18 protein-coding genes are annotated in these 20,297 nt (G+C 57.5%); 8 read left to right on the plus strand and 10 right to left on the minus strand.

Going from position 1 to position 20,297, the window contains the following annotated elements; translation table 11 throughout:
• Nucleotides 1-15: 15 nt before the first annotated feature.
• Nucleotides 16-294 carry an Lpp/OprI family alanine-zipper lipoprotein gene (locus tag JOD69_RS20935; RefSeq protein WP_077730742.1) on the plus strand — a complete coding sequence of 93 codons (279 nt, stop codon included), beginning with the start codon at nucleotides 16-18 and terminating at the stop codon, nucleotides 292-294.
• Between the two features lie 177 nt (nucleotides 295-471).
• Here JOD69_RS20935 and JOD69_RS20940 read toward each other — a convergent pair whose 3' ends face one another.
• The 5 genes from JOD69_RS20940 to JOD69_RS20965 form a co-directional block, all read right to left on the minus strand.
• Complete coding sequence (locus JOD69_RS20940; protein WP_086134679.1) at nucleotides 472-1,218, minus strand: heme ABC transporter permease; 747 nt, start codon at nucleotides 1,216-1,218, stop codon at nucleotides 472-474.
• A gap of 5 nt (nucleotides 1,219-1,223) precedes the next feature.
• Nucleotides 1,224-1,892 carry a heme exporter protein CcmB gene (gene ccmB / locus JOD69_RS20945; protein ID WP_077730740.1) on the minus strand — a complete coding sequence of 223 codons (669 nt, stop codon included), beginning with the start codon at nucleotides 1,890-1,892 and terminating at the stop codon, nucleotides 1,224-1,226.
• A 5-nt stretch (nucleotides 1,893-1,897) separates the two neighbouring features.
• Entirely contained in the window at nucleotides 1,898-2,527 is a 630-nt protein-coding gene (gene ccmA / locus JOD69_RS20950) for a cytochrome c biogenesis heme-transporting ATPase CcmA (protein ID WP_086134678.1), read from the minus strand.
• A 530-nt stretch (nucleotides 2,528-3,057) separates the two neighbouring features.
• Complete coding sequence (gene haoB, locus JOD69_RS20960; RefSeq protein ID WP_086134677.1) at nucleotides 3,058-4,077, minus strand: hydroxylamine oxidation protein HaoB; 1,020 nt, start codon at nucleotides 4,075-4,077, stop codon at nucleotides 3,058-3,060.
• A gap of 7 nt (nucleotides 4,078-4,084) precedes the next feature.
• Nucleotides 4,085-5,704 (minus strand): multiheme c-type cytochrome, encoded by a 1,620-nt coding sequence (locus JOD69_RS20965; protein ID WP_086134676.1) that lies wholly within the window; start codon nucleotides 5,702-5,704, stop codon nucleotides 4,085-4,087.
• A 99-nt stretch (nucleotides 5,705-5,803) separates the two neighbouring features.
• On the opposite strand from JOD69_RS20965, the gene JOD69_RS20970 reads away from it, so the two are divergent.
• Together JOD69_RS20970 and JOD69_RS20975 are read left to right on the plus strand one after the other, a co-directional pair.
• Nucleotides 5,804-7,123 carry a M18 family aminopeptidase gene (locus JOD69_RS20970; RefSeq protein ID WP_086134675.1) on the plus strand — a complete coding sequence of 440 codons (1,320 nt, stop codon included), beginning with the start codon at nucleotides 5,804-5,806 and terminating at the stop codon, nucleotides 7,121-7,123.
• A 186-nt stretch (nucleotides 7,124-7,309) separates the two neighbouring features.
• Nucleotides 7,310-7,735 carry a hypothetical protein gene (locus JOD69_RS20975; RefSeq protein WP_139841109.1) on the plus strand — a complete coding sequence of 142 codons (426 nt, stop codon included), beginning with the start codon at nucleotides 7,310-7,312 and terminating at the stop codon, nucleotides 7,733-7,735.
• Nucleotides 7,736-7,744: 9 nt separating this feature from the next.
• Here the strand turns inward: JOD69_RS20975 and JOD69_RS20980 are convergent, their stop codons facing one another.
• Nucleotides 7,745-11,128, minus strand: coding sequence for an EAL domain-containing protein (locus JOD69_RS20980; protein ID WP_139841108.1), 3,384 nt, complete (start codon nucleotides 11,126-11,128; stop codon nucleotides 7,745-7,747).
• Nucleotides 11,129-11,370: 242 nt separating this feature from the next.
• Nucleotides 11,371-11,835: a metallophosphoesterase family protein gene (locus JOD69_RS20985; RefSeq protein ID WP_077730735.1), complete on the minus strand. Its 465-nt coding sequence runs from the start codon at nucleotides 11,833-11,835 to the stop codon at nucleotides 11,371-11,373.
• Between the two features lie 204 nt (nucleotides 11,836-12,039).
• Here JOD69_RS20985 and JOD69_RS20990 point away from each other — a divergent pair, with 204 nt between their 5' ends.
• Nucleotides 12,040-12,486: a hypothetical protein gene (locus tag JOD69_RS20990; protein ID WP_133717540.1), complete on the plus strand. Its 447-nt coding sequence runs from the start codon at nucleotides 12,040-12,042 to the stop codon at nucleotides 12,484-12,486.
• Between the two features lie 135 nt (nucleotides 12,487-12,621).
• Here JOD69_RS20990 and JOD69_RS20995 read toward each other — a convergent pair whose 3' ends face one another.
• Genes JOD69_RS20995 through JOD69_RS21005 form a run of 3 tightly spaced genes read right to left on the minus strand, consistent with a single transcriptional unit; the run spans nucleotide 12,622 to nucleotide 14,261 of the window.
• Nucleotides 12,622-13,122: a GNAT family N-acetyltransferase gene (locus JOD69_RS20995; protein WP_168183851.1), complete on the minus strand. Its 501-nt coding sequence runs from the start codon at nucleotides 13,120-13,122 to the stop codon at nucleotides 12,622-12,624.
• Nucleotides 13,116-13,490: a GIY-YIG nuclease family protein gene (locus JOD69_RS21000; RefSeq protein ID WP_077730733.1), complete on the minus strand. Its 375-nt coding sequence runs from the start codon at nucleotides 13,488-13,490 to the stop codon at nucleotides 13,116-13,118. Before JOD69_RS21000 ends, JOD69_RS20995 begins: the two co-directional genes overlap by 7 nt.
• 6 nt (nucleotides 13,491-13,496) lie before the next feature.
• A complete protein-coding gene (locus tag JOD69_RS21005; RefSeq protein ID WP_086134671.1) occupies nucleotides 13,497-14,261 on the minus strand; it encodes a Nif3-like dinuclear metal center hexameric protein in 765 nt (254 codons plus the stop codon).
• 214 nt (nucleotides 14,262-14,475) lie between these two features.
• Here JOD69_RS21005 and JOD69_RS21010 point away from each other — a divergent pair, with 214 nt between their 5' ends.
• Genes JOD69_RS21010 through JOD69_RS21025 form a run of 4 tightly spaced genes read left to right on the plus strand, consistent with a single transcriptional unit; the run spans nucleotide 14,476 to nucleotide 19,906 of the window.
• A complete protein-coding gene (locus JOD69_RS21010) occupies nucleotides 14,476-16,032 on the plus strand; it encodes a glucan biosynthesis protein (RefSeq protein ID WP_086134670.1) in 1,557 nt (518 codons plus the stop codon).
• Nucleotides 16,033-16,075: 43 nt separating this feature from the next.
• Nucleotides 16,076-18,208: an ATP-binding protein gene (locus JOD69_RS21015; RefSeq protein ID WP_086134669.1), complete on the plus strand. Its 2,133-nt coding sequence runs from the start codon at nucleotides 16,076-16,078 to the stop codon at nucleotides 18,206-18,208.
• Complete coding sequence (locus JOD69_RS21020) at nucleotides 18,186-18,569, plus strand: response regulator (protein WP_210024220.1); 384 nt, start codon at nucleotides 18,186-18,188, stop codon at nucleotides 18,567-18,569. Before JOD69_RS21015 ends, JOD69_RS21020 begins: the two co-directional genes overlap by 23 nt.
• Nucleotides 18,566-19,906 (plus strand): sigma 54-interacting transcriptional regulator, encoded by a 1,341-nt coding sequence (locus JOD69_RS21025; protein WP_086134667.1) that lies wholly within the window; start codon nucleotides 18,566-18,568, stop codon nucleotides 19,904-19,906. Before JOD69_RS21020 ends, JOD69_RS21025 begins: the two co-directional genes overlap by 4 nt.
• The last annotated feature ends 391 nt before the right edge of the window (nucleotides 19,907-20,297 follow it).

Raw genomic sequence — 20,297 nt, forward strand, 5'->3', positions numbered from 1 at the left:
AAAAGGAAAGAAACGATGATGAAAGCAACCAAATTGGGCGTATTACTGTTGTCTGCTGGTTTGACCGTAGGCTGCGCCAGCAAATCCGACCTCAACAACCTGCAGACTCAGGTTGACGGTTTGAAAGCGGAGGTTTCCTCTGTTAAGAGCACCGCCGACGAAGCGTTGTCTGCTGCTCAGGCTGCTGAATCGAAAGCTGCCAGCGCTGAATCTGCTGCTCGCAGAGCCGCTGCCTCTTCTGAGGAAGTGAACAGCAAATTGGATCGCATGTTCAGAAAATCGATGATGAAGTAATCTCGCGTCTCTCAAAGTCGCGAACAGTTTACGAGACCCCGGTCGACGCAAGTCGTCCGGGGTTTTTTATGGGCGAAAGAACGACATAAGCTGGTTTGAGGAGCGGTTAGAGCGCCGAGACAAACGGGAACCTTACCAGCAGGCGGTATACGGAATGACGAGCTAAGAAGCCGGCACCTAACGGGGTTCAGTGCCCGAGAATGCTTCCTGCACCCAGGCACTGCGCCTTTCACGATCGAGAACTTCGGCGCGGGCGCGGATTAGAAGCACCGTGAAGTAATAGAGCTGAAACGCTGCGGCCATGAGCAGCAAAGGCAGCAGCATGCTGATATGAATGGAGGGCTTGTCGAATTTGGTTACCGTAGGCCCCTGATGAAGGGTACTCCACCATTCGACCGAGTAATGGATGATCGGAATATTGACCACCCCGACCAAAATCAAAACACCGCCCGCCCGAGCCGCCGAGCGCTGATCTTCGATCGCAGAAACCAGAGCGATATAGCCCAGATAGAGGAAGAGCAAAATCAGCTCGGATGTGAGCCTCGCATCCCATACCCACCAAGCACCCCACATTGGCTTGCCCCAGAGAGACCCCGTGGCCAGCGCAAGAAATGTAAAGGACGCGCCGAGGGCCGCCGAACTGCTCGCCATCACATCGGCCAGCTTGATATTCCAAATCAAGTAAATGGCACTAAGCACGGCCATAAAAACGTAAATAAAAAGAGACATCCACGCACTAGGCACGTGCACGAACATAATTCGATAGCTTTCTCCCTGTTGATAATCAGGGGGAGCAACGAATAAGCCCAGGTATAGACCGGCCAATAACAACAGCGCCGTTATCACTCCTAGCCATGAAATCAAATATCCGGAAATGCGGTAAAAATGTTTCGGCGAAGCCAGTTTATGGAAGAACGTCCACATAAGGGTCAACTCAAGCTAATTCGCAAAGCGGCAGCCGTTGCCAGCGGGACCAGGGTTAGCGCCAGCACCAGCATAGCGGCTAAAAAATATAACTGGCCGGTAACAGCCATTCCTGCGGCAGCGGCCGAAACGGCATTAGTGGCAAAAATCAAGACGGGGATATACAAAGGCAGAACCAATAACGTCAGCAGGATACCCCCGCGCCTAAGCCCGACGGTCAACGCCACCCCAATGGACCCGATCAAGCTCAAGAGCGGCGTGCCGATCAGCAGAGTTAATTCGAGTACGGTCAGGGCCGGCGTAGGCATAGCCAGAAACAAAGCCAGCAATGGCGCCAGCAACAGCATCGGCAATCCGCTCACCAGCCAGTGCGCCAGCACTTTCGCGAGCACCAGCAGCGAAAGAGGATAAGGGCTTAAGGCCATCTGTTCCAGCGAACCATCGTCAAAGTCGGAGCGGAACATATTTTCCAGGGAATACAACGCAGCCAACAAAGCCGCGATCCAGATCACTCCCGGCGCAATCTTCCGGAGGAGAGCCTCTTCCGGGCTAACCCCGAGCGGATAAAGCGTCACCACGATCAAGAAAAACAACAACGGATTCGCAAGTTCGCCCCGATGCCGAAAGGCCAATAATAGATCGCGCTTAAGTAGTGCCAAGAAAGGACCGATCATCTGTCTCACGCCAAAGGCAGCTTAACGAGCCTACGGTCGATCCGCACGGTTTGATGAGACGTGAGAACAGCCAACCCGCCACAGCTCAAATGAGCCTCCAGCAATGTCTCCACCAAGGAAACGCCGCCGACATCAAGGGCCGTAAAAGGTTCATCGAGAATCCAAAGCTTCGCGGACGACATGATCAATCGAGCTAAAGCAATGCGTTGCCGCTGCCCCGCCGAGAGCGCGCGGGCGGGAGTATCCTCTCGGCCCGTCAGCCCTACTGTTCGCAAAGCCTCAGCCAAACTTTCGTGTGAAAAAGACAGGCCATTAAGGGCGAGAGAAAGACGCAGATTCTCCTCTACGGACAGTTCCGCTTTCAGTCCCAATTGATGCCCCAAATAAGCGACTTCGGAAAGAAACGCGGAGCGCCGCCGTGCGATATTTTCGCCGCGCCAGAGCACTTCACCATCGCTGGGCGGAGTAAGGCCAGCGAGTATCCGCAGCAGACTGGTCTTGCCGCTACCATTAGGGCCTTCGATTTGAAGAACTTGCCCGGCTCTGACGCTGAGGTTCAGGTCACTGAACAAAAGGCTATCGGAGCGCACGCACTCCAATCCCCGCGCTTGAAGCGTAGGCTCTGGATCGTTCATTTATCGGTCGGGAATGCGTTTTGAATGCTCAATGCGTTAAAGGGAGATCGGACGAAGCGGCAACGGCGCCGTATGATGATCTCGCTGACCAGCGGGACATTAAGTTGAAAGCACTAGAAAGCTTCGGGATCGTCGAGAAACCGGAGCCCCGCTCCGTTAGTCGTCAGTCTTACTACAACCGCTCGAATAATGGGTGCGTCCTCCATCCCGCAAACCTGAACTGTTACCTCGTCTCCGGCAACAAATCGCGGACAACCCGCCGTTTGGACAAATAACCCACCGTCCGAGATATCGGCTGTGGTCAGTTCGATTGTACCGAGCGACTCATGCATGATCGATATTTTAGCGTTGAGTGGCGTCCGCAAGTATTTTCGTTGATCGTTCATCCCTCCCCCATTCTGCCACAAAGTCGAGGTCAAATTATTGCAGAATAATAGAGGCATGCGACATCGAAGCGATAATTTCAACGAATGACAGTCAATCCCAACGCTCAAAAAACGTCCGCTTTCCGCGTTGCGATGTTTGCTCGGTTATGGCGCAATCCACTTAAAAATACTTAGGTAAGCGCCTTGCCCGGATTGATAGACCAGCTGCAGTTGCTCGGGAGTACGCCCCACGGAGCCGACGAAAGGCAATAGTCGGGCTAAAAGAGTTTTTTCACCCTCTTCCGAAGTAATGCGCCAGGCACGAATGCCGCCGCCAGGAAGCGGATGAACCAGATAACTGGCGCGGCCTTTTTCTTCAGCCCAGCGTTTTACCGCTGAAATCTGGGCGTGGATATTCGCTTCGGCCGGAAAGAACCTTGCCTCTAAGGGAAGGCTAACGCCGCTCAAGGCTTCGATCTCCGAAAGCCTTGCCAGATCGTCCAAACAAACGGCCCAGAAAACCGGCCTGTCTTTCGGTAGACGCTCTGAAAGCTCGGCAAGTGCTTGGTCGGCGTCCATGGTCAGCCAGCGTGCCAATTGGCGTAGAGGCTGCTCGTCTTCGGCAAAACCACCGGCAATTTCACCCCAAAAGCCTCTTGATCGCGGCTCAGGAAATGCATCGCCCACCGGCTGCGCCGCCCAGGCGTCGCGCCCGGACAAGAAGTGGATCCGTTGAGCGTTATCCCACCACGACACGAACAAGGCATTCTCATCCGTGTGTTGGCGAATCGCTTTCGCGGCGTTCGCCCAAAGATCATGCCGTACCTGATTTCCGTCCCTGATACCCTGCGGTGCCGATGAACCTTGATCGGAAGGCGGAAAAACAATGGCACGCCGCAATGCGCCGCTTTTGTCGCTGTAGCTTACGGCGTGCAAAGAGACCATCACCTGATCCGCCCGGCCGATCTCGTATTCCCCCAGGCTCTCGGGCTGAAACTGCCCGTCCAGCGTGGGGAAACCCGGATCGCCGGGTTTCATCTCCTTGATCTTTTCGAACCGCAATTCCTTGGAAAAGAAGTGCGGCAATCCCAAAAAGAAGATGGCTATCCCGGCAAGCAGCAATCCAAGACCTAGAAACAGTCTCGGTTTGCTGCTCCGCCGGGCGTCTTCGTTAAGCTGCGTCATGCCGCTCCTAGCGTTTGCGGGAACGGATCACCACGATGCCGGCGGCGACTAGGAGCGAACCTAGCACGTATCGGCTGGTGGCGGCATCCTTGAACTCCCGCAATGCCACCCGGGTCGACGACTCGCCGTTTTGCGCGGTTTTCCCGGCTGCTTCCCGAAGCTTGGTGTTCTCATCCATGATGATGGCGTAATCACGCATCAGTTCCGACCAGCCTTCGGTGTAGGTGAAACCGCCCGGATTGGCGTGGAACAGCCCTTTGTAGAGCTTGATCACGTCGTGCTCCCACATGTCGGCGTATACGCGCTCCACGTGAGACGGGTTGTTTCCCTTGGCCCAGAACAGCTGGAAGAACCCGCCGGCAGCATCCTTCTCCGGTTTCGGCGGCTCCGGCCGATTGGTCTTTTGTCCGGGCAACAGACCGTCTTTATGCAAAGCTTCGACGACTTTCTTGGCCTCCTGCTCGACTTTCAGGCCAGCGATCGTGCCCTTGTCCGCCGCGGTGAGATAACTCTCGGCAAAGCTCGGCGAATGGCAGTTCGCACAGGTTTGCTGCCAAGCATCCTTCCGCTGCTCGAACCAGGGGTGATTCAGATTATCCGCGATCGCCGGGGTCGGGTTGAATGCCCAACGCACTTTGCGTACCAGGTTGTGCGAATATTCACCCTCGAACTCGAAGTGACAAGTCTGGCAAGTCGGCGCCGTATAACCGCCCTTGGTGATGGCGTCTTTCAACGGAACCTCGAAATTCCATTTCTGCTTGCCCTGGGTCAGATAAACCGTGCCGTGCTTTGAGAGCAGATAATTTTCCCATTCGTTGTGGTCCACGCCGTTGTGGCAGGTCGAACAGGCTTCCGGCTGGCGCGCCTCGGCCGCAGAAAACGTATGCCGCGTGTGGCAGCCGTCGCATTTGTTCTGCTGGTAATGGCACATATCGCAGCCTTGGGCGATCTCGCGCTCCGCCATTCCCGCCCAAATCGCGGTCTCCACGTTAGCCTTCCAGTCCATCGCGTGGGACGGATGGCCTTTAGGCCACTGGCCTTGCGGCCACTCCTGATCCTTTTCGGACTCGGCCTCGGCAAATTCGGTCGTGTGGCAGGTTCCGCACTTGGCCCGATCCGGCATCACCAAATCTTTGTCGTGCTGAATGGAGCTGGCGCCGACACTGCCGTGACAGTCGATACAGCCAACATCTTTGAGCTGTTCGCCGTCTTTGAGCAGCCCTTGCTTGACCAGTTGCTGCTCGACTTCGGCTAGCTTCGCTTTCTTATAGAAGCGCGGGTCCTGAGCATTGGGCATGTTGCGAATCTTGTCCAAGTTCGCATGGCTGCTATTTTGCCAGGCATGGAACGCACCGGGCGTTACGGACTGATGGCAGACAACGCATTGCTCGCGTGTAACTTCGCCGGTCACGGTTGTAGGCGGCTTATAAAAGTCCTTCGGATTCCAATATTTCTGGATGGGAATCGGCTCCCAAAGGTCCCCGAATTTTCCCTTTCCGGGGTGATCTTGATAGTATTTGTCTTTTAGTTGTTGAAAGCTGGTGTCTTCCTGCTTCGCGTAGGCGACTGCCGTAAACGCTTGCACGACAAGCAAGAAAATCACGCTTTTTAGAATCTTTGTTAGCATCGTCACTCCTCCGTTAGGGCCCCGTCTGTAACGGACACCCACCACATAGTATCGATTCAGAACCAAGTCTCGTCAAACGTTTTATTGAGATTCTTCAGCATGATTCCTCCCGAAATTGCTAGACACGCTCAAGGGCTGCTCGACTTCATCGATGCCAGTCCCAGCCCGTGGCATGCCGTTGCCACGATGGAAAAACGCTTGCGCGAGAAGGGCTTCACACGCCTGGAGGAAAGTCAAACCTGGAGTTTGCGTCCGGAAGGGCGACACTACGTCATCCGCGGCGGGTCTTCGCTGATTGCTTTTATTGTCGGCTCCAGGCCCATGATCGAAAGCGGCTTTCGCATTGTCGGCGCTCATACGGACTCGCCCGGTTTGCGCCTTAAACCCAAGGCCCCGCACCAGACGGAAACCATGATGCGTCTCGCCGTCGAAGTGTACGGCGGGCCAATCCTAGCCACCTTCAGCGACCGGGACCTGAGCCTCGCTGGACGAATCTGCGTCAGAAGCGACTCGATGCTGCAGAGCCGGCTGATTCATTTCGAACAGCCTTTGGTGCGGTTGGCCAATCTGGCCATTCACATGAACCGCTCCGTGAACGAAGACGGATTGAAGCTCAATAAACAAAACGAGTTGCCGTTGTTGTTCAGCGGCCTTTGCGACGCCGAAACGCCGGAGCATAAATTTCTCAACCTTGTGGCGGATAAGGCTGAGTGTAAGCCCAGCGACATTCTCAGTTGGGACTTGAACGTCTACGATACCCAAAAAGGCTCTTTCTGGGGACCTCAGCTCGAGTTCGTCGCCGACAGCCAACTCGATAATCTCAGCTCTTGCTATGCCGGCTTGGTAGCGCTTTTGGAAACCGAAGCATCGGAAAGCACCTGCGTAGGCGCTTTTTTCGACCATGAGGAAATCGGCAGCGAAAGCAACAGGGGTGCGATGGGAAGCTTCATTTCGGATGTTCTGGAACGCATCGCCTACGCCGCCGATGCGGACGTATCCGGCTACAAGCAAGCCCTGTCCCGCAGTTTTATGATCAGCGCCGACGCGGCTCACGCCTATCATCCCAATTTCCCCAACGCTTACGAGCCGCTGCACCGCATCGCGGTCAACCTGGGACCCGCGATCAAGGTCAACGCGAACCAGCGTTACGCTACCGACAGCATGACGGAAGCAAAGTTCATCGAGCTGTGCCGGCAGGCGGATGTACCCTACCAGAAATATTCCCACCGGACCGATCTCGCGTGTGGCTCCACGATAGGCCCGATGACCGCCGCTCGGCTGGGCATCCCTACAGTCGACGTGGGTTGCCCCTTATGGGCGATGCACAGCATTCGGGAAAGCGCGGGCGTTCTCGATCAACCATACTTGGCGGCCGTCCTGAAAACGTTCTTTGCCGAGCCTGCGGTTCGATATGCGTGACGCCTGAACCTGTTCTTATCCTCCCAAACGACACGACAGCCGATTACCTGCGCCCGTTTCCCTAGAGAAACACCCGAGGGCTCCAGTTTTTGCATGCCGAGCCGATACAACTCTTATAGCCGTGGAATTCCCGCCCGGCCATCCGAGCAATGCCGACGGTTCTTTCCCGCAAGAGGAGCGTTTAGCATGCGAATAGCGTCATTTTCCGCCGGCATGAATGCCTACCGCGAGTCCTCACAGGTATTAGCCCGCCGTGAGTCGCTCGATCTTCGGACTGGAAAGCGGACAGGCGAGTCCCGTCGATCCACCGAACCGCTAACCAAAATGGATCGGGTATCGCTCACATCCGACGCCGCGTCGGTCCGAGACACCGAAAAAGCCGATCGGCCCGTTGATATCCGACTCAGTCCCAAAGACCGCCTGATCGCCGATATCGTCCGCCGCATGGTAAAGGCCGTTACCGGTCACGATGTGGTAATCCGGTCTCCGGAAGAGTTGTACAGGAAGCTCGAGGGAACGAGGAAACTATCGACGGAAATCGGTTACACGCCGCCCGAGGCAAGCCGGATAACCCAGCAAGCGCCGGCACGGTTCAGCAAGTCGATTACGTAGTTTAATGCCTCATTTCTCCAGTAGGGCCGGATGGTCGGCTACTGGCCGGTCGAGATAGTATCCTTGAGCCAGGGTGACGCCGAGACCACGGATCATCTCCAGCGTCGCGGCGTCCTCGACATATTCGGCGACAGTGATTTTTTGCAGTCCGCGCGCCACGTCGACCATCGCTTTGACAAAAACTTGATTATCGCGATTGTTCGGCAGGTCCCGGATAAACAACCCGTCGATTTTGAGCACTTCGACACCCAAGTATTTGAGATAGCCGAAAGTCGAAAATCCGCTCCCGAAATCGTCCAAACAAACCAGGCAACCAGCCTGTTGGATGGCCTCGATGAACCGTTGCGCATCCTGAATATCCGAAACCGCCGCCGTTTCCGTCAGCTCGATGATGAGCCGTGCAGGATCGACGCCGTTCTGCTTCAGTTGACTGCGAATGAAATGCGGCAGGGACGGATCGTCGAATGTACGGCCGGAAATATTGATGGCGAGCGGCGGAATCGACGGATTCCGCGCCAACAGTTCGATTCCGTGCCGTAACACCCAGCGGTCGATCTCGGTGATTTGGCCGCTCTTCTCCGCGATGGAAATGAATTGCCCCGGCATGATGAGACATGCGGGATCGACAGGATTTCGCATGCGCACCAAAACCTCCAAATGACTCAATGCGCCGCTGTCGACGGAGTAAACCCCCTGGAAATGAAGTTCGAATAAATCTTTCTGAAGCGCCTCCGCGATGCGCCTGTTCCACGACAGGCGCTGCATCATGGCTTCCGAGCTGTCGCGTGTCGGGTCGTAAATCGCCCAAGTGTTCTTGCCCTGCCCTTTAGCCTGATACATCGCGGCGTCGGCATGCGCCACCAAATCCTCCGCGTTTTCCCCATGGTCGGGAAAGACCGCCACGCCCACGCTCCCGGTAACGCGCATATTGGTGCCGCGGAACCGGAACGGGATCGCCGAAATCGCGTTTGCGATACGCCCAGGGAGAGCCTCGAGGTCGCTGCTCGGGGTTATCGTGCTCAAAATGGCGAACTCGTCGCCGCCAAGCCGGGCGAAGGTTTCCTCATGGCGCACCAAAGTCGATATTTCACCGGCGATGCGCACGAGCACCGTGTCGCCGGCTTTGTGGCCGAAGGTGTCGTTGATGTACTTGAATTCGTCCAGGTCGAAATAGATCAGGCAAAATCGGCTGCCGGTACGCACCGAAGTGGCGATCAGGCGTTCCAGCTGATCTTGGAAGCGGTGACGATTGAACAGGCCGGTCAAGGGATCGCGCTCGGCCAGATAAAGGAGTTGCTGGGCAGTTTGACGTTCGTAGGTGATGTCCTCATAAATCCACAAGCGCCCGATGGTCCGCCCGTCGTCATCGGTCACCGGATAGGATATTTGCGTCAGAACCCTGCCGTCGTATAGATCGAGCTCGAATCGCTCGCTGATTTCGTGAGTGTCGAGCACATGCAACACGTATTTGGACGCGTGATCCGGCCGGGCGAACCGGTGTGTCGAATGCTCCAGGACATCACGGGTAGTGCGCCCCACCAGTTGAAAATCTTCGTCTATCGCCCACATGCGGTGGAAAGCCGGATTGACATACTCGATCAGCCCCCCTCGATCTTCGAACAAAATGCCGATGCTCATGGCCGACAACAACGCACCCATCCGCCCATGCTCTTGCTGCGCGAGTCTCGCCAGCTCGCGCTGCCGATTCTCGGAAAGCCGCAATCGCTCCAGTACCCGTCTTAACCGCTGCTCCGTATGCTTGCGGTGTGTAACGTCGAAGCAAAGCGCAAAGAATCCCGATACCAAACCGTTCCCACCGATTCGTGGCAGATACTGAATATCCAGCCAGCGCTGCACGCCTTTTTGATTCCTGGCCGGCAATTCGAAGCGCGCGACCTCGCCGGATAAAGCCTTATCGGCATGGGGCTTCGCCTGTTCATAAATGTCCGGTTCCATGAGGTCGGACATATGCTTGCCGATGATCTCGCCGCGCGATTTTTGAAACCACTCTTCATAACCTCGATTGACCAAGACATAGCGGTGCTCTCGATCCACCAACGATACATACGCCGGTATCGAATCCACCACCAGTTGGATCAGCTCCTTGGCATGCCTCAGTTCCTCTTCGGCCTGCTTTCGCTGAGTAATGTCCTGAACGATGCCGGTACCGGAAACCGGGCGGCCGCTGGGATCGAATTCGAGTTTGGCCCTTTCCCGTACCCATTTCACCTGCCCCGAGACCACGATTCGATGCTCGATGTCATAGGGCTCGCCGCGCAAGGCGGCCTGCCAGGAATTTTCGACAAAGTCACGGTCTTCCGGGTGAATCAATCTCAAAAAATTTTCGAGCGCGAGGGGCTCAGCCTCGGGAACACCGAAGATTCGGTGAGTTTCGGCAGACCAGCGGAGCGCATTATTCCGAACGTCCAAATGCCAACTGCCGACGTGGGCGACCGACTGCGCACGCCGCAAATCGGCCTCACGCTCCCGCAGTCCCTGCTCGATGAGTTTTCTTTCGTCGACTTCCTCCTGAAGTTTGCAGTTAGCCTCTTCGAGCGAAACCGTACTTTCCCGCACCCGTCGCGCAAGACCGATATTGAGCGCCGCCGCCTCGGCGCGCGCTGCCTCCTCGTGTTTTCGCGCGGCAATGTTTGCCGCTCGCGTAATGACTGCCAAAGCCAGAGCCAGCACGAACGCGCAAGACCCTCTGAGGACATATATGGGAACGCCCGTGGAGGCGAGGAACGAGTTCGCGGTAGGTATCCAGTCGGGAAATGCAGCATCGCCCTCGGTCAGCAATCCGGCGACAACTCCATAGGCGAACAGCGCCCCCGCGGCGACATAGAAATAAGGTCTGGTCTCGGGAAAGGTTGGCCACCCGCATACGCGGCCCCGCTTCACCACCAACAACGCACCGCTTATCAAACTGCCGCTGAAACCGAAAAAAATCCTTCCGCCGGCACTTACCCCACGAATGGCATCATCGGCGATCCAAGTCAGTGCGAACACGCCGGTCAAGAAGGGAAGATAAATCCAGGCGCCGAGCCATGGTTGCCAAACCGGTTGCCGTTCATTCCGGGAAGCCGCGCAGAGCAGCACCAATCGGCGCCCGAACTCGAACAACGCCAGATAGGAAAACACCAATATGGAAGCATTCAACCAACGCAGCCCCGCGCCGTCCGCTCGATTGAGCAACATCCAGGCATCTAGCCATTCCTTGATGCCGTGGAGAAAACCGAATATCCCCAACAGCCAAAACTCCGAGGCAAAAGGAAGAACACGATCGCTTCTGGGCTGCAAAAAGACGACAATCGACAGAGTCAGGAAAGAAAAGCCATAGAAAATATAAAGATCTATGAGCCGGAGGGGGGAAATATAAGTAAGCTCTGCCATCGGGTTGTTTCTTGTTGTTGTCGGGCAACGGCGACATAATAGTTACTCCGGCAGGTAGAAGATAGCAAAAGCTGTCATGGACGGATAAAAACCGTCTTATTAACCCGGCCTATAAACATAGGCCGGGTTAATCCGGGACACGGATACCCCGGCGCGGCGGCAAGCCGAGTGAGCCAAGGCCGGGCCTGTACACCGGCCTTGGCAGCGGCCCGTAAATACCCTCCTGGTATTTACGGGCCTGATTAATAAACATCGAGTTCAACGATCTCACCGCACAGTTCTCCGTCCGAGAGCACCAAACGCCCGATCGAAACCGGCAATTTGAACCGCCGCGGTCCCGCACTCCCGGGGTTCAGATAACAAACCCCGCCTTCTTTACGGATCTTCGGCTGATGGGAATGCCCTGAAACCACGGCGGCGAATCCGGCTGCCGCCGGGTTCAGATTCAACTCTTTCAGGTTGTGCAAGAGATAGATGCAACGGCCATCGATACGAACAACTTCCCGTTCCGGAAGCGGCTCCGCCCATGCCCCCTTATCGACGTTTCCACGAACGGCGACGACCGGCGCAATGGATCGCAATGTATCGAGCACTTCGGGACGACCGATGTCGCCGGCATGAAGAATCAGATCGCAGCCTCCAAGCGCGGTTATCGCTTCAGGTCGCATCAAACCATGAGTATCCGAAATAACGCCGATAAAACGCATTAGGGTTCCAAATAGGTTCCAGACTTGAACTCGGCCGGCTCAGATGATGTCCTCATGTTATTTGGGGACGACGGTTTCCGAACCGCTCCCGCCTATGGTGCATCCGTCCATTAGCTGCTACTTTGAAAAGATGGAACGTATGTCACGTAAGACGGCGGACCAGAGTCGACAGTTTAATCAGCTCATCGTTAGGAGGAGATCATTATGAAAACAACTTTGAAATGCATCGCTGCCGCATTGTTGATTTCTCCGATTTGTTCAACCGGCTTCGCCGAACAACACGCGTCTCAACAGTCTACCGGTCAGCACCAAATGGGTGGCATGGGGGGTATGGGTGGAATGATGGGGGGCATGGGCGGCATGATGGGAAACATGACCGAGGAACAACGAGAACAGCACATTCGGCAAGCCCAGGATCACATGCTGAAAATGCACGAACTCATGAACCAGATCATCGCCGCCAAAGACGACAAAGAACGGGAGCGACTGAAAGAAGAACAACGGAAACTCATGCGAGAACACCACGCGCAGCATCAGCAAATGATGCAGCAGCACATGCAGCAGATGAGACAGCATGGCGGCGGTCAAATGCAGCACGGCGGACCGATGCAGGGCGGCCAACAGATGCAGCATGGAACGCCCGCGCAATAACGAGCGGCTGAAGACAATAGGGTTGCAGCTAAAGCAACCGTTTGTGATTCGGAATCCAAAAGCCAAGGATGGCGTCGGCCCAGCTCACATCTCGGTGCTCTGGATGCCCAGTTGCTTAGCCGCGGACCGCCCGCTTCAATCAAGCGTACAGCACATCACGTAGTCATCGTAATAGAAACCATCGCCGCCTTCGGCTATTTCTGCGCGGACGATGACGAAACCGGCCCGAAGATAGGCACGGACTGCCCTATCGTTCTTCCTGAACACGTAAAGATAAATCTCGCGGGCCCCTAAGCGTGCCGCGACGGCCTTGACGTGCGCCAGCGCGGACGCGCCGTATCCCCGCCCGTGAAATTGCGGCAAAAGATAAAGCTTGTTGAGCCGCATACGCATCTGCTCCAGATGGTGGTGATAAGCGAGAAAACCGACCATTTCACCGTCCAGCATGATCCGTTCGTAAACGACTCCGCGCTCCATCTCGCTTCGTATCGCTTCAGGCCGATACATGCGATTCCAAAAATGCTCGATCTCATCCTGGGTCAGCACGTCCGGATAATAATGGCGTCGCCATATATCGAGAGCCATTTCGGCGATGGCTTCGGCATCTTCGGGTTGGGCAGAAACGATGCTCAGCATGGCTCCCCAACAGTCTCTCCGGCCGCTCGATACTTGAGGTGACTGCCGCAACCCGATCGGCAATCGCCGGCTCCGAAGCGGTTGACGATAACGCGACCTGCGGTGCGACGATTGACCTCGCATTCGGACGCGTCAAACCTTAGCACGTCCACGACATCGACGCCGGAAGCGGCCAATAAATAGTCGATATGCCAGCGCAGCCGTTTGCTCTTGGCCAAATGCCGCGTGATTCTCGCTTCGAAGTTACGTTTCGCGCTCCCGGTATAAATGTAACGGCCTGTGGGAAAATCGAAGGTGCCGAGTTGCCCTATCCGGATTCGGAGGTTTTCGGAGACGTGAATCAGTAACTGGTAGGTCGAAAACGCCATGATCGATCATGCCGGATTGTCGCTGGGAATGAAGAAACACTCGACATCGAAAGTATCCTGCACCCTTTCCATCAAGGCTTGAACGCCGAAGCGTTCGGTAGCGTTGTGGCCGCCCGCGTACATGTGCATTCCGGCCTCTTGCGCCTCGTGCCAGTCGTGTTCGCTCATCTCGCCGGTGACGTAGGCATCGAGCCCGTCTTGCAAGGCCAAGGGCCAATCCCGGTTCGCACCGCCCGTAATGATCCCGCACGACCGAACAATCGCTCTTTCATCGGGGGTTGCGAACAGCACCGGATGGTCGAGCACCGCGCCCAATCTGTCCCGCAATGCGGCGGCGCTTAGCGGCTCGGCAAACACTCCCTTGATGCCGGTCGGGCAACGTTGGTAATCACCGAAAGATTGCTGCTCGCCCAGACCGATGGCCCGCCCCAGGCTGGCGGCATTGCCCACTTCCGGATGGGCATCGAGCGGGAGATGATAAGCGAACAGGCTGACATGGTTGCGCACCAGCGGGAAAACGCGCCGGGCGAAAGGGCCGGTCAGGGTTTTCGGGCCATGGAACTTCCAGAAGAGTCCGTGGTGCACGATCAGCGCTTGAGCGCCTCGTTCCGCCGCAGCGAATGCCGAGTGCGCCGTAGCCGAAACGGCAAACGCGATACGCTCGATCCGCTCGCTCCCTTCGATTTGCAGGCCATTGGGGCCGTAGTCCGCGAAATCCTGCGGTTTTAAGAGTTCTTTCAAGAATGCTTCCAAATCATCTCGCATCACCATTGGCACGCCCCCATCTTTGACTGGCCCTCCTGCGTTCTCGATTCTGCAAACCGCTGCCGTCAGCGGCGGCCGTGCTCCCCATGATAGCGCTATTAGCTCAGCCCGAGGGAAGCTACCGCATTCTTCATCAGGCGCATACGGGCTTTCTGGGCTCTGGACGTAAGGTCGGAAGATCGTTAGATTGCGTACCTTCATTTCTCATTGATGTAACAGCATGATGACTCGAAGAGACTTATTGGCGCGTTTGCTGACTCTGGCGGCATGGGGGGTGCTCAGCCCGGCGGCGCTTTATACGCCTCTCGCGGAAGCTAAAGGCAAAGCAGGACCCAAGCCATTCAGCAAGGCATGGCTTATCGAGGAAGCGAAGCGGCTTTCCCGGAAACCTTTCGATCCGCCCAAAGAAAAATTGCCGGCCTGGATCGCCAATCTGGATTGGGATGACTACCAATCGATCCGCTTCAAAACCAAGCATTCGATCTGGGCCAAGCAAGATCTGCCGTTCCAAGCAAGACTTTTCCACCTTGGCTTGTTCTTCAAACACCCCGTCGAGATCTACGAGGTCGTCCACGGCGTGGCTGAACCCATCGAGTATTCGACCGACCTGTTCGAGTTCGGGTCGAAACTCGAAAGGCCCCGAAAAGTCGGCGACATCGGTTTTGCCGGATTCCGCGTCAATGCCGAGCCGGACTTCGAACGCGATATGTTCGCCTTCCTCGGGGCGAGCTATTTCCGCGCCGTCGGCAGCACCAAGCAGTACGGCCTGTCGGCGCGCGGATTGGCCGTCGACACTGGGCTGCCGCGCCCCGAAGAATTTCCCGAATTCCGCCGTTTCTGGCTGGAGCGACCGTCGCCCAAGGCCGAGTTCGTAACCATCCACGCGCTGCTCGACAGCCCCAGCGTCACCGGCGCGTATACCTTCGAAGTCAATCCGGGGGATACGACAGTCATGGAAATCGAAGCCCATCTGTTCCCGCGTAAATCGATAGAGCGGATCGGCATAGCCCCGCTGACATCCATGTATCAGCACGGCGAGAACGACCGCCGGGTGTCCGACGACTTCCGCCCGGAAATCCACGATAGCGACGGGTTGGCCTTATGGGCCGGCACCGACGAATGGATTTGGCGCCCCCTGGTCAACAGCCCTGTGGTGCGCGTCAATTCGTTCGTGGACAACAACCCAAAAGGATTTGGTCTGTTGCAGCGGGATCGCAACTTCGACCATTATCTGGACGATGGCGCCAGCTACCATCTACGTCCTTCCGCTTGGGTGGAACCGCTCGACGGGTGGGGTCGAGGTGCCGTGCAGTTGGTGGAGATCCCGACGGCTGACGAGACCTTCGACAACATCGTCGTTTTTTGGAGTCCGGAGGAACTATTCCAGCCGGGCCAGGAGCGAGTATTCAAATATCGATTGCACTGGGGCGAGCCCCCGGTCAGTTCCCGTGCGGCCAAGGTGGTTGCCACCCGTATCGGAGCAGGCGGCATTCCCGGACAAAAGAACCGCATTCCATCTCGCAAGTTCGTCATCGACTTCGAAGGCGGCCGGCTGAGCGACCTGCCGGAAACCGCCAAGGTCGAGCCGATCATCACGACCTCCCGTGGACAAATCAAGGAGCCGGCGGCGCGTCCGCTAAGGGGTACCAACGCCTGGCGCTGCAATTTCGACTTGATAAGCGACGGCAGCGAGCCGGTCGACCTACGTTGCTATCTTCGGGACGAACTGGGCGCGCTGACCGAAACCTGGCTTTATCAATGGACGCCGGCAGCATAAAAAGCGGCGGCGCACTAAATCCTGATCCAAATCCATACCGAACTTGCACAAACGTATTGAACTTGAAAATCAACCCGCACCGGGCGGCTTTTTCGAGGCCGGTTTCGTGCTGACCGCCGTGTTGCGGCCAAACGGCGTGGTCGCGGAAGTGAACCGCGCAGCCTTCGAATCCGTTCCGGTCGGTCGGGGAGCGGCTGTAGGCAAGCCGTTCTGGCAGGGCCCCTGGTGGTACGACGATCCCGCAAAACAGCAGGAAATCCGGGAAGCCATCGCCCGAACCGCCGCAGGTGAAACCATACGGCTCATTACCACGGTACGCAGTGCTGGAAACCATTGGCTACAGGTCGATCTGTCACTGCGGCCGGTGCGGGACGATACCGGCCGGGTGGACTGGATCTTGGCCGAGGCGGCCGGCGGTTACGACAGCCGCGCCGCCCAGGACGAACTGTACCGGCTCAATCGGGAGCTGGAAGAGCGCATCGCCGAGCGCACCGAGCTGATGCGGTTGATGATCGAGTCCTCCGCGGAAGCGGTAGTCACCATTGACCGGCATGGCATCATCAAGGAATGGAACGGAGCGGCCGAACGCATTTTCGGTTGGCCACGCGATCAAATGATCGGCGGCCGACTGTCCGAATTCATTATTCCGCATCGCTACCGGGAGGCTCACGAGGCCGGTTTGAAGCGCTTCCTCGCCACGGGACAAGGCACCGTACTCAACCGGACCATCGAGCTCTCGGCGCTCAATAGCGCCGGCGAGGAATTCCCCATCGAACTCTCGGTGTGGCCGGTACGCTGCGCGGAAGGGTATCGCTTCAGCGCCTTCCTGCGCGACATCACCGAGCGCAAGCGGGCCATGCAGGACGCTGCGGAAACGGCGGAGCGGGCGCTCCGCTTCCGCACGGTGCTGTTCGAACTGGCGCGCATGGATAAGACCGATTACAAGGGGTCGCTCCTGCGCATCCTCAGAACCGCGGCCTACACCTTGGGTCTGGGGCGAATGGTATTCGGCCGCTTCGAAGAGCGCGAGGACGACGTGGCTCTGCGGCCGGAAATCATCTACCGCGCCGAGTCCGACGATACCGTACCGGAATCGGAACTCGGCGGTTTCGGGATGAGCGGATATCCGCAGTACTATGCCGCCATCATTTCCAACCGGCCGGTGGTGGCCAATGACGCCTGGACCGATCCGGCAACCGTCGAATTCCGCGACCATTACCTCGCACCCCTGGGGATCACCTCCATGCTCGACGTCCCGGTATGGCTGGACGGGCGGGTCGTGGCGGTGGTTTGCCACGAGCACATGGGAACTGCGCGTACATGGACCGCCGAGGAAGTCGGTTTTGCCCTGTCCATCGGCAATTTGGTGGCGCTCACCCTCGAAGCCGCAAACCGGACCCAGGCGGAAGCGGACCTTCGCCAAGCCGAGGCCGAAGTGCGGAAAGCGTTGGCGCGGGAGCAGGAACTCAACGAACTCAAATCCCGCTTCGTGTCCATGACCTCCCACGAATTCCGCACGCCCCTGACCGCCATTCTGTCCTCCACCGAACTGCTGGAAGCCTATGGCGAGCGCCTCGCCTCGGATAAGAAGGCCGAATTGCTCGGTATGATCAAAACGGCCGTCAAAAATATGACCCGAATGCTGGAAGAGGTGTTGTTCATAGGCAAGTCCGATACCGGCCATCTGCAATTCAATCCGCAGCCGACCGACGTGGACGACTTCTGCGAGCAATTGCTCAAGGAGGTAAGAACCGGGGTCGGCCGGGAACACGACATCGAGTTCACCGCGACCGGGCATCCCGCGCCGGCCTTGGTTGACACCCACCTCTTGCGCCAAATCATCCTGAATCTGATCAGCAACGGCATCAAATTTTCACCCAAGGGGTCCACCGTCAGTCTGGTCTGCACCCGCGACGCCGCGGGGCTCGTTTTCGAAGTAGCCGACCGGGGGGTCGGCATCCCGCCGGAAGACCGGGCGAATCTCTTCAATACCTTTCACCGCGCCCGCAATGTCAACAATATCCAGGGTACGGGGTTGGGACTCGCCATCGTCAAGAAATGCATAGAGCTGCACGGCGGCGACATTACCTACACCAGCGAATTGGGAAAAGGAACCCGGTTTCTGGTACGGATACCGTTAAGGGGGGAGCATGATGAAAACAATCCTTGTGGTTGAAAACGATCCGGCACTGAGGATGCTGACGTCGCAGTTGCTGGAACTGGAAGGCTATAAGGTAATCCAGGCGGAAAACGGCCGGCTCGCACTGGAGGCCATCGCGGCCGAACCGCCGGACCTGGTGCTGTGCGATCTTCTGATGCCCGAATTGAACGGTTGGGAGGTCCTGCGCCAGTTGATGCGGAGTCCCGAAACGGCCAACATTCCCCTGGTTTTCCTAACGGCCAGCGCCGCGCCCAGCGAACGGGAAGCCTGTTTGAGCGAGGGCGCCTCCGGCTTCATCATCAAGCCATTTCAACACGCCGAACTGCTGCAGACGATCCGCAGTCTCCTGGTCGGCCCCGCGGGGTCGCAGCCATGAGACAAAGGCCGGAAATCCTGATCGTGGATGACGACCCTGCGCTGCTCAAGCTCCTGGCCATGCGCCTTGACCTCGAAGGCTTTGCCGTCATCGAGGCCGGCAGCGGCGAGGAGGCCCTGGCGAAAACGGCCACCCATCGGCCGAAGCTGGTGATTACCGATGTCCAGATGGGCGGCATGGATGGCCTGACCCTGTTCGACTCCCTGAAGCACATCCATCCGGCCCTGCCGGTCATCATTCTCACCGCCCACGGTTCCGTTTCCCATGCGGTGGACGCCGTACGGCGGGGCGTGTTCGGCTATTTGTCCAAACCGTTCGAGGCCGAGGCCTTGCTGGCCGAAGTGGAGCGAGCCTTGGAGCAGAGCGGGGCGCCCCCCGAATTCGACTGGTCGGACACCATCATCACCCGCAATGCCGGGATGGAAGCCGTGCTCACCGAAGCGCGCATGGTCGCCGCTCAGGATGCCAGCGTACTGATCACCGGGGCCTCCGGCACCGGCAAGGAACTGATGGCAGAGGCCATACACCGCGCCAGTCCCAGAGCGCAGAAACCGTTCATCGCCGTCAATTGCGGCGCGATCCCGGAAAATCTCCTGGAATCGGAACTGTTCGGTCACGTCAAAGGTGCCTTCACCGGCGCCGTCCGCGATCACAAGGGGCTGTTCCTAGCGGCTCAGGGCGGGACGGTCTTCCTGGATGAGATCGGAGACATGCCGCTGCCGCTGCAAGTGAAGCTCCTCCGCGTTCTTCAAGAGCGCACGGTACGGCCGGTCGGCGCCTTGCAAAGCGTGCCGGTGGACGTGCGGATCGTTTCCGCAACCCATCGCAATCTGGAAAGGGAAATCGCCGAAGGGCGGTTCCGGGAGGATCTGTACTACCGACTGAACGTGGTGAATCTCTGTCTTCCTTCGCTACAGGAGCGGGTCGACGACATTCCGCTGCTCACCCGGCATTTCACGGCGCAACTCGCTCGGAAATACGGCAAGACCATCAACGGCTACGCCCCGGAGGCCATGGACCTGCTGCTGACCTGCCCCTGGCCGGGCAATATCCGGCAACTCCTGAACGTCATCGAAAAAATCGTCGCCCTCGCCACCGTCGAGATCGTACCGGCTTCCCTGGTCCAACGGGCCTTGCAGCGACAGGCCGGCGAGATGGTGTCTCTGGATGACGCCAAGAAGAGCTTCGAGCGGGATTACCTCATCCGCCTGCTCAGAGTGACCCACGGCAATATCACCCATGCCGCGAGGCTCGCGAAGCGCAACCGCAGCGAATTCTATTCGCTGCTGCGCCGGCACAATCTGGAGCCGGGACAGTTCAAGGAAGATTCCGAGTGACCGTTTCCCTGTCCTGAAGAAAGAGGCGCCAAAGGAATTGCGCCTTTTCAGGAACGGTCTGCTCACGTCCGTTCATCGCGGGCTGAGCCTGCTCCCGCCCCGAGCCCCTACTTTTTTGCTACTCCACTGCCGACGAGAATTTCCCGTGCTTTCAGCCAAACAGACTGGCATCGCAAGCAACACGGTTTGTCCGCTGCCTTGGACCCGGCACGGAATTTTTACCCACCCCTGCCCAACAACCGAAATTTCGAATCAAAGCTCATCCATCGTTCTGTGAATACGTAGATATCGACACCGGCCAACCCAACACTGCTCGAAATACCGAACTCCTGTAGGTAATCACAGCCATCTCAAACCGGCGGAAACCGCCGCCATCTCGACCGCGATTCAT

This window comes from Methylocaldum sp. RMAD-M (assembly GCF_017832375.1).
Classification (GTDB): domain Bacteria; phylum Pseudomonadota; class Gammaproteobacteria; order Methylococcales; family Methylococcaceae; genus Methylocaldum.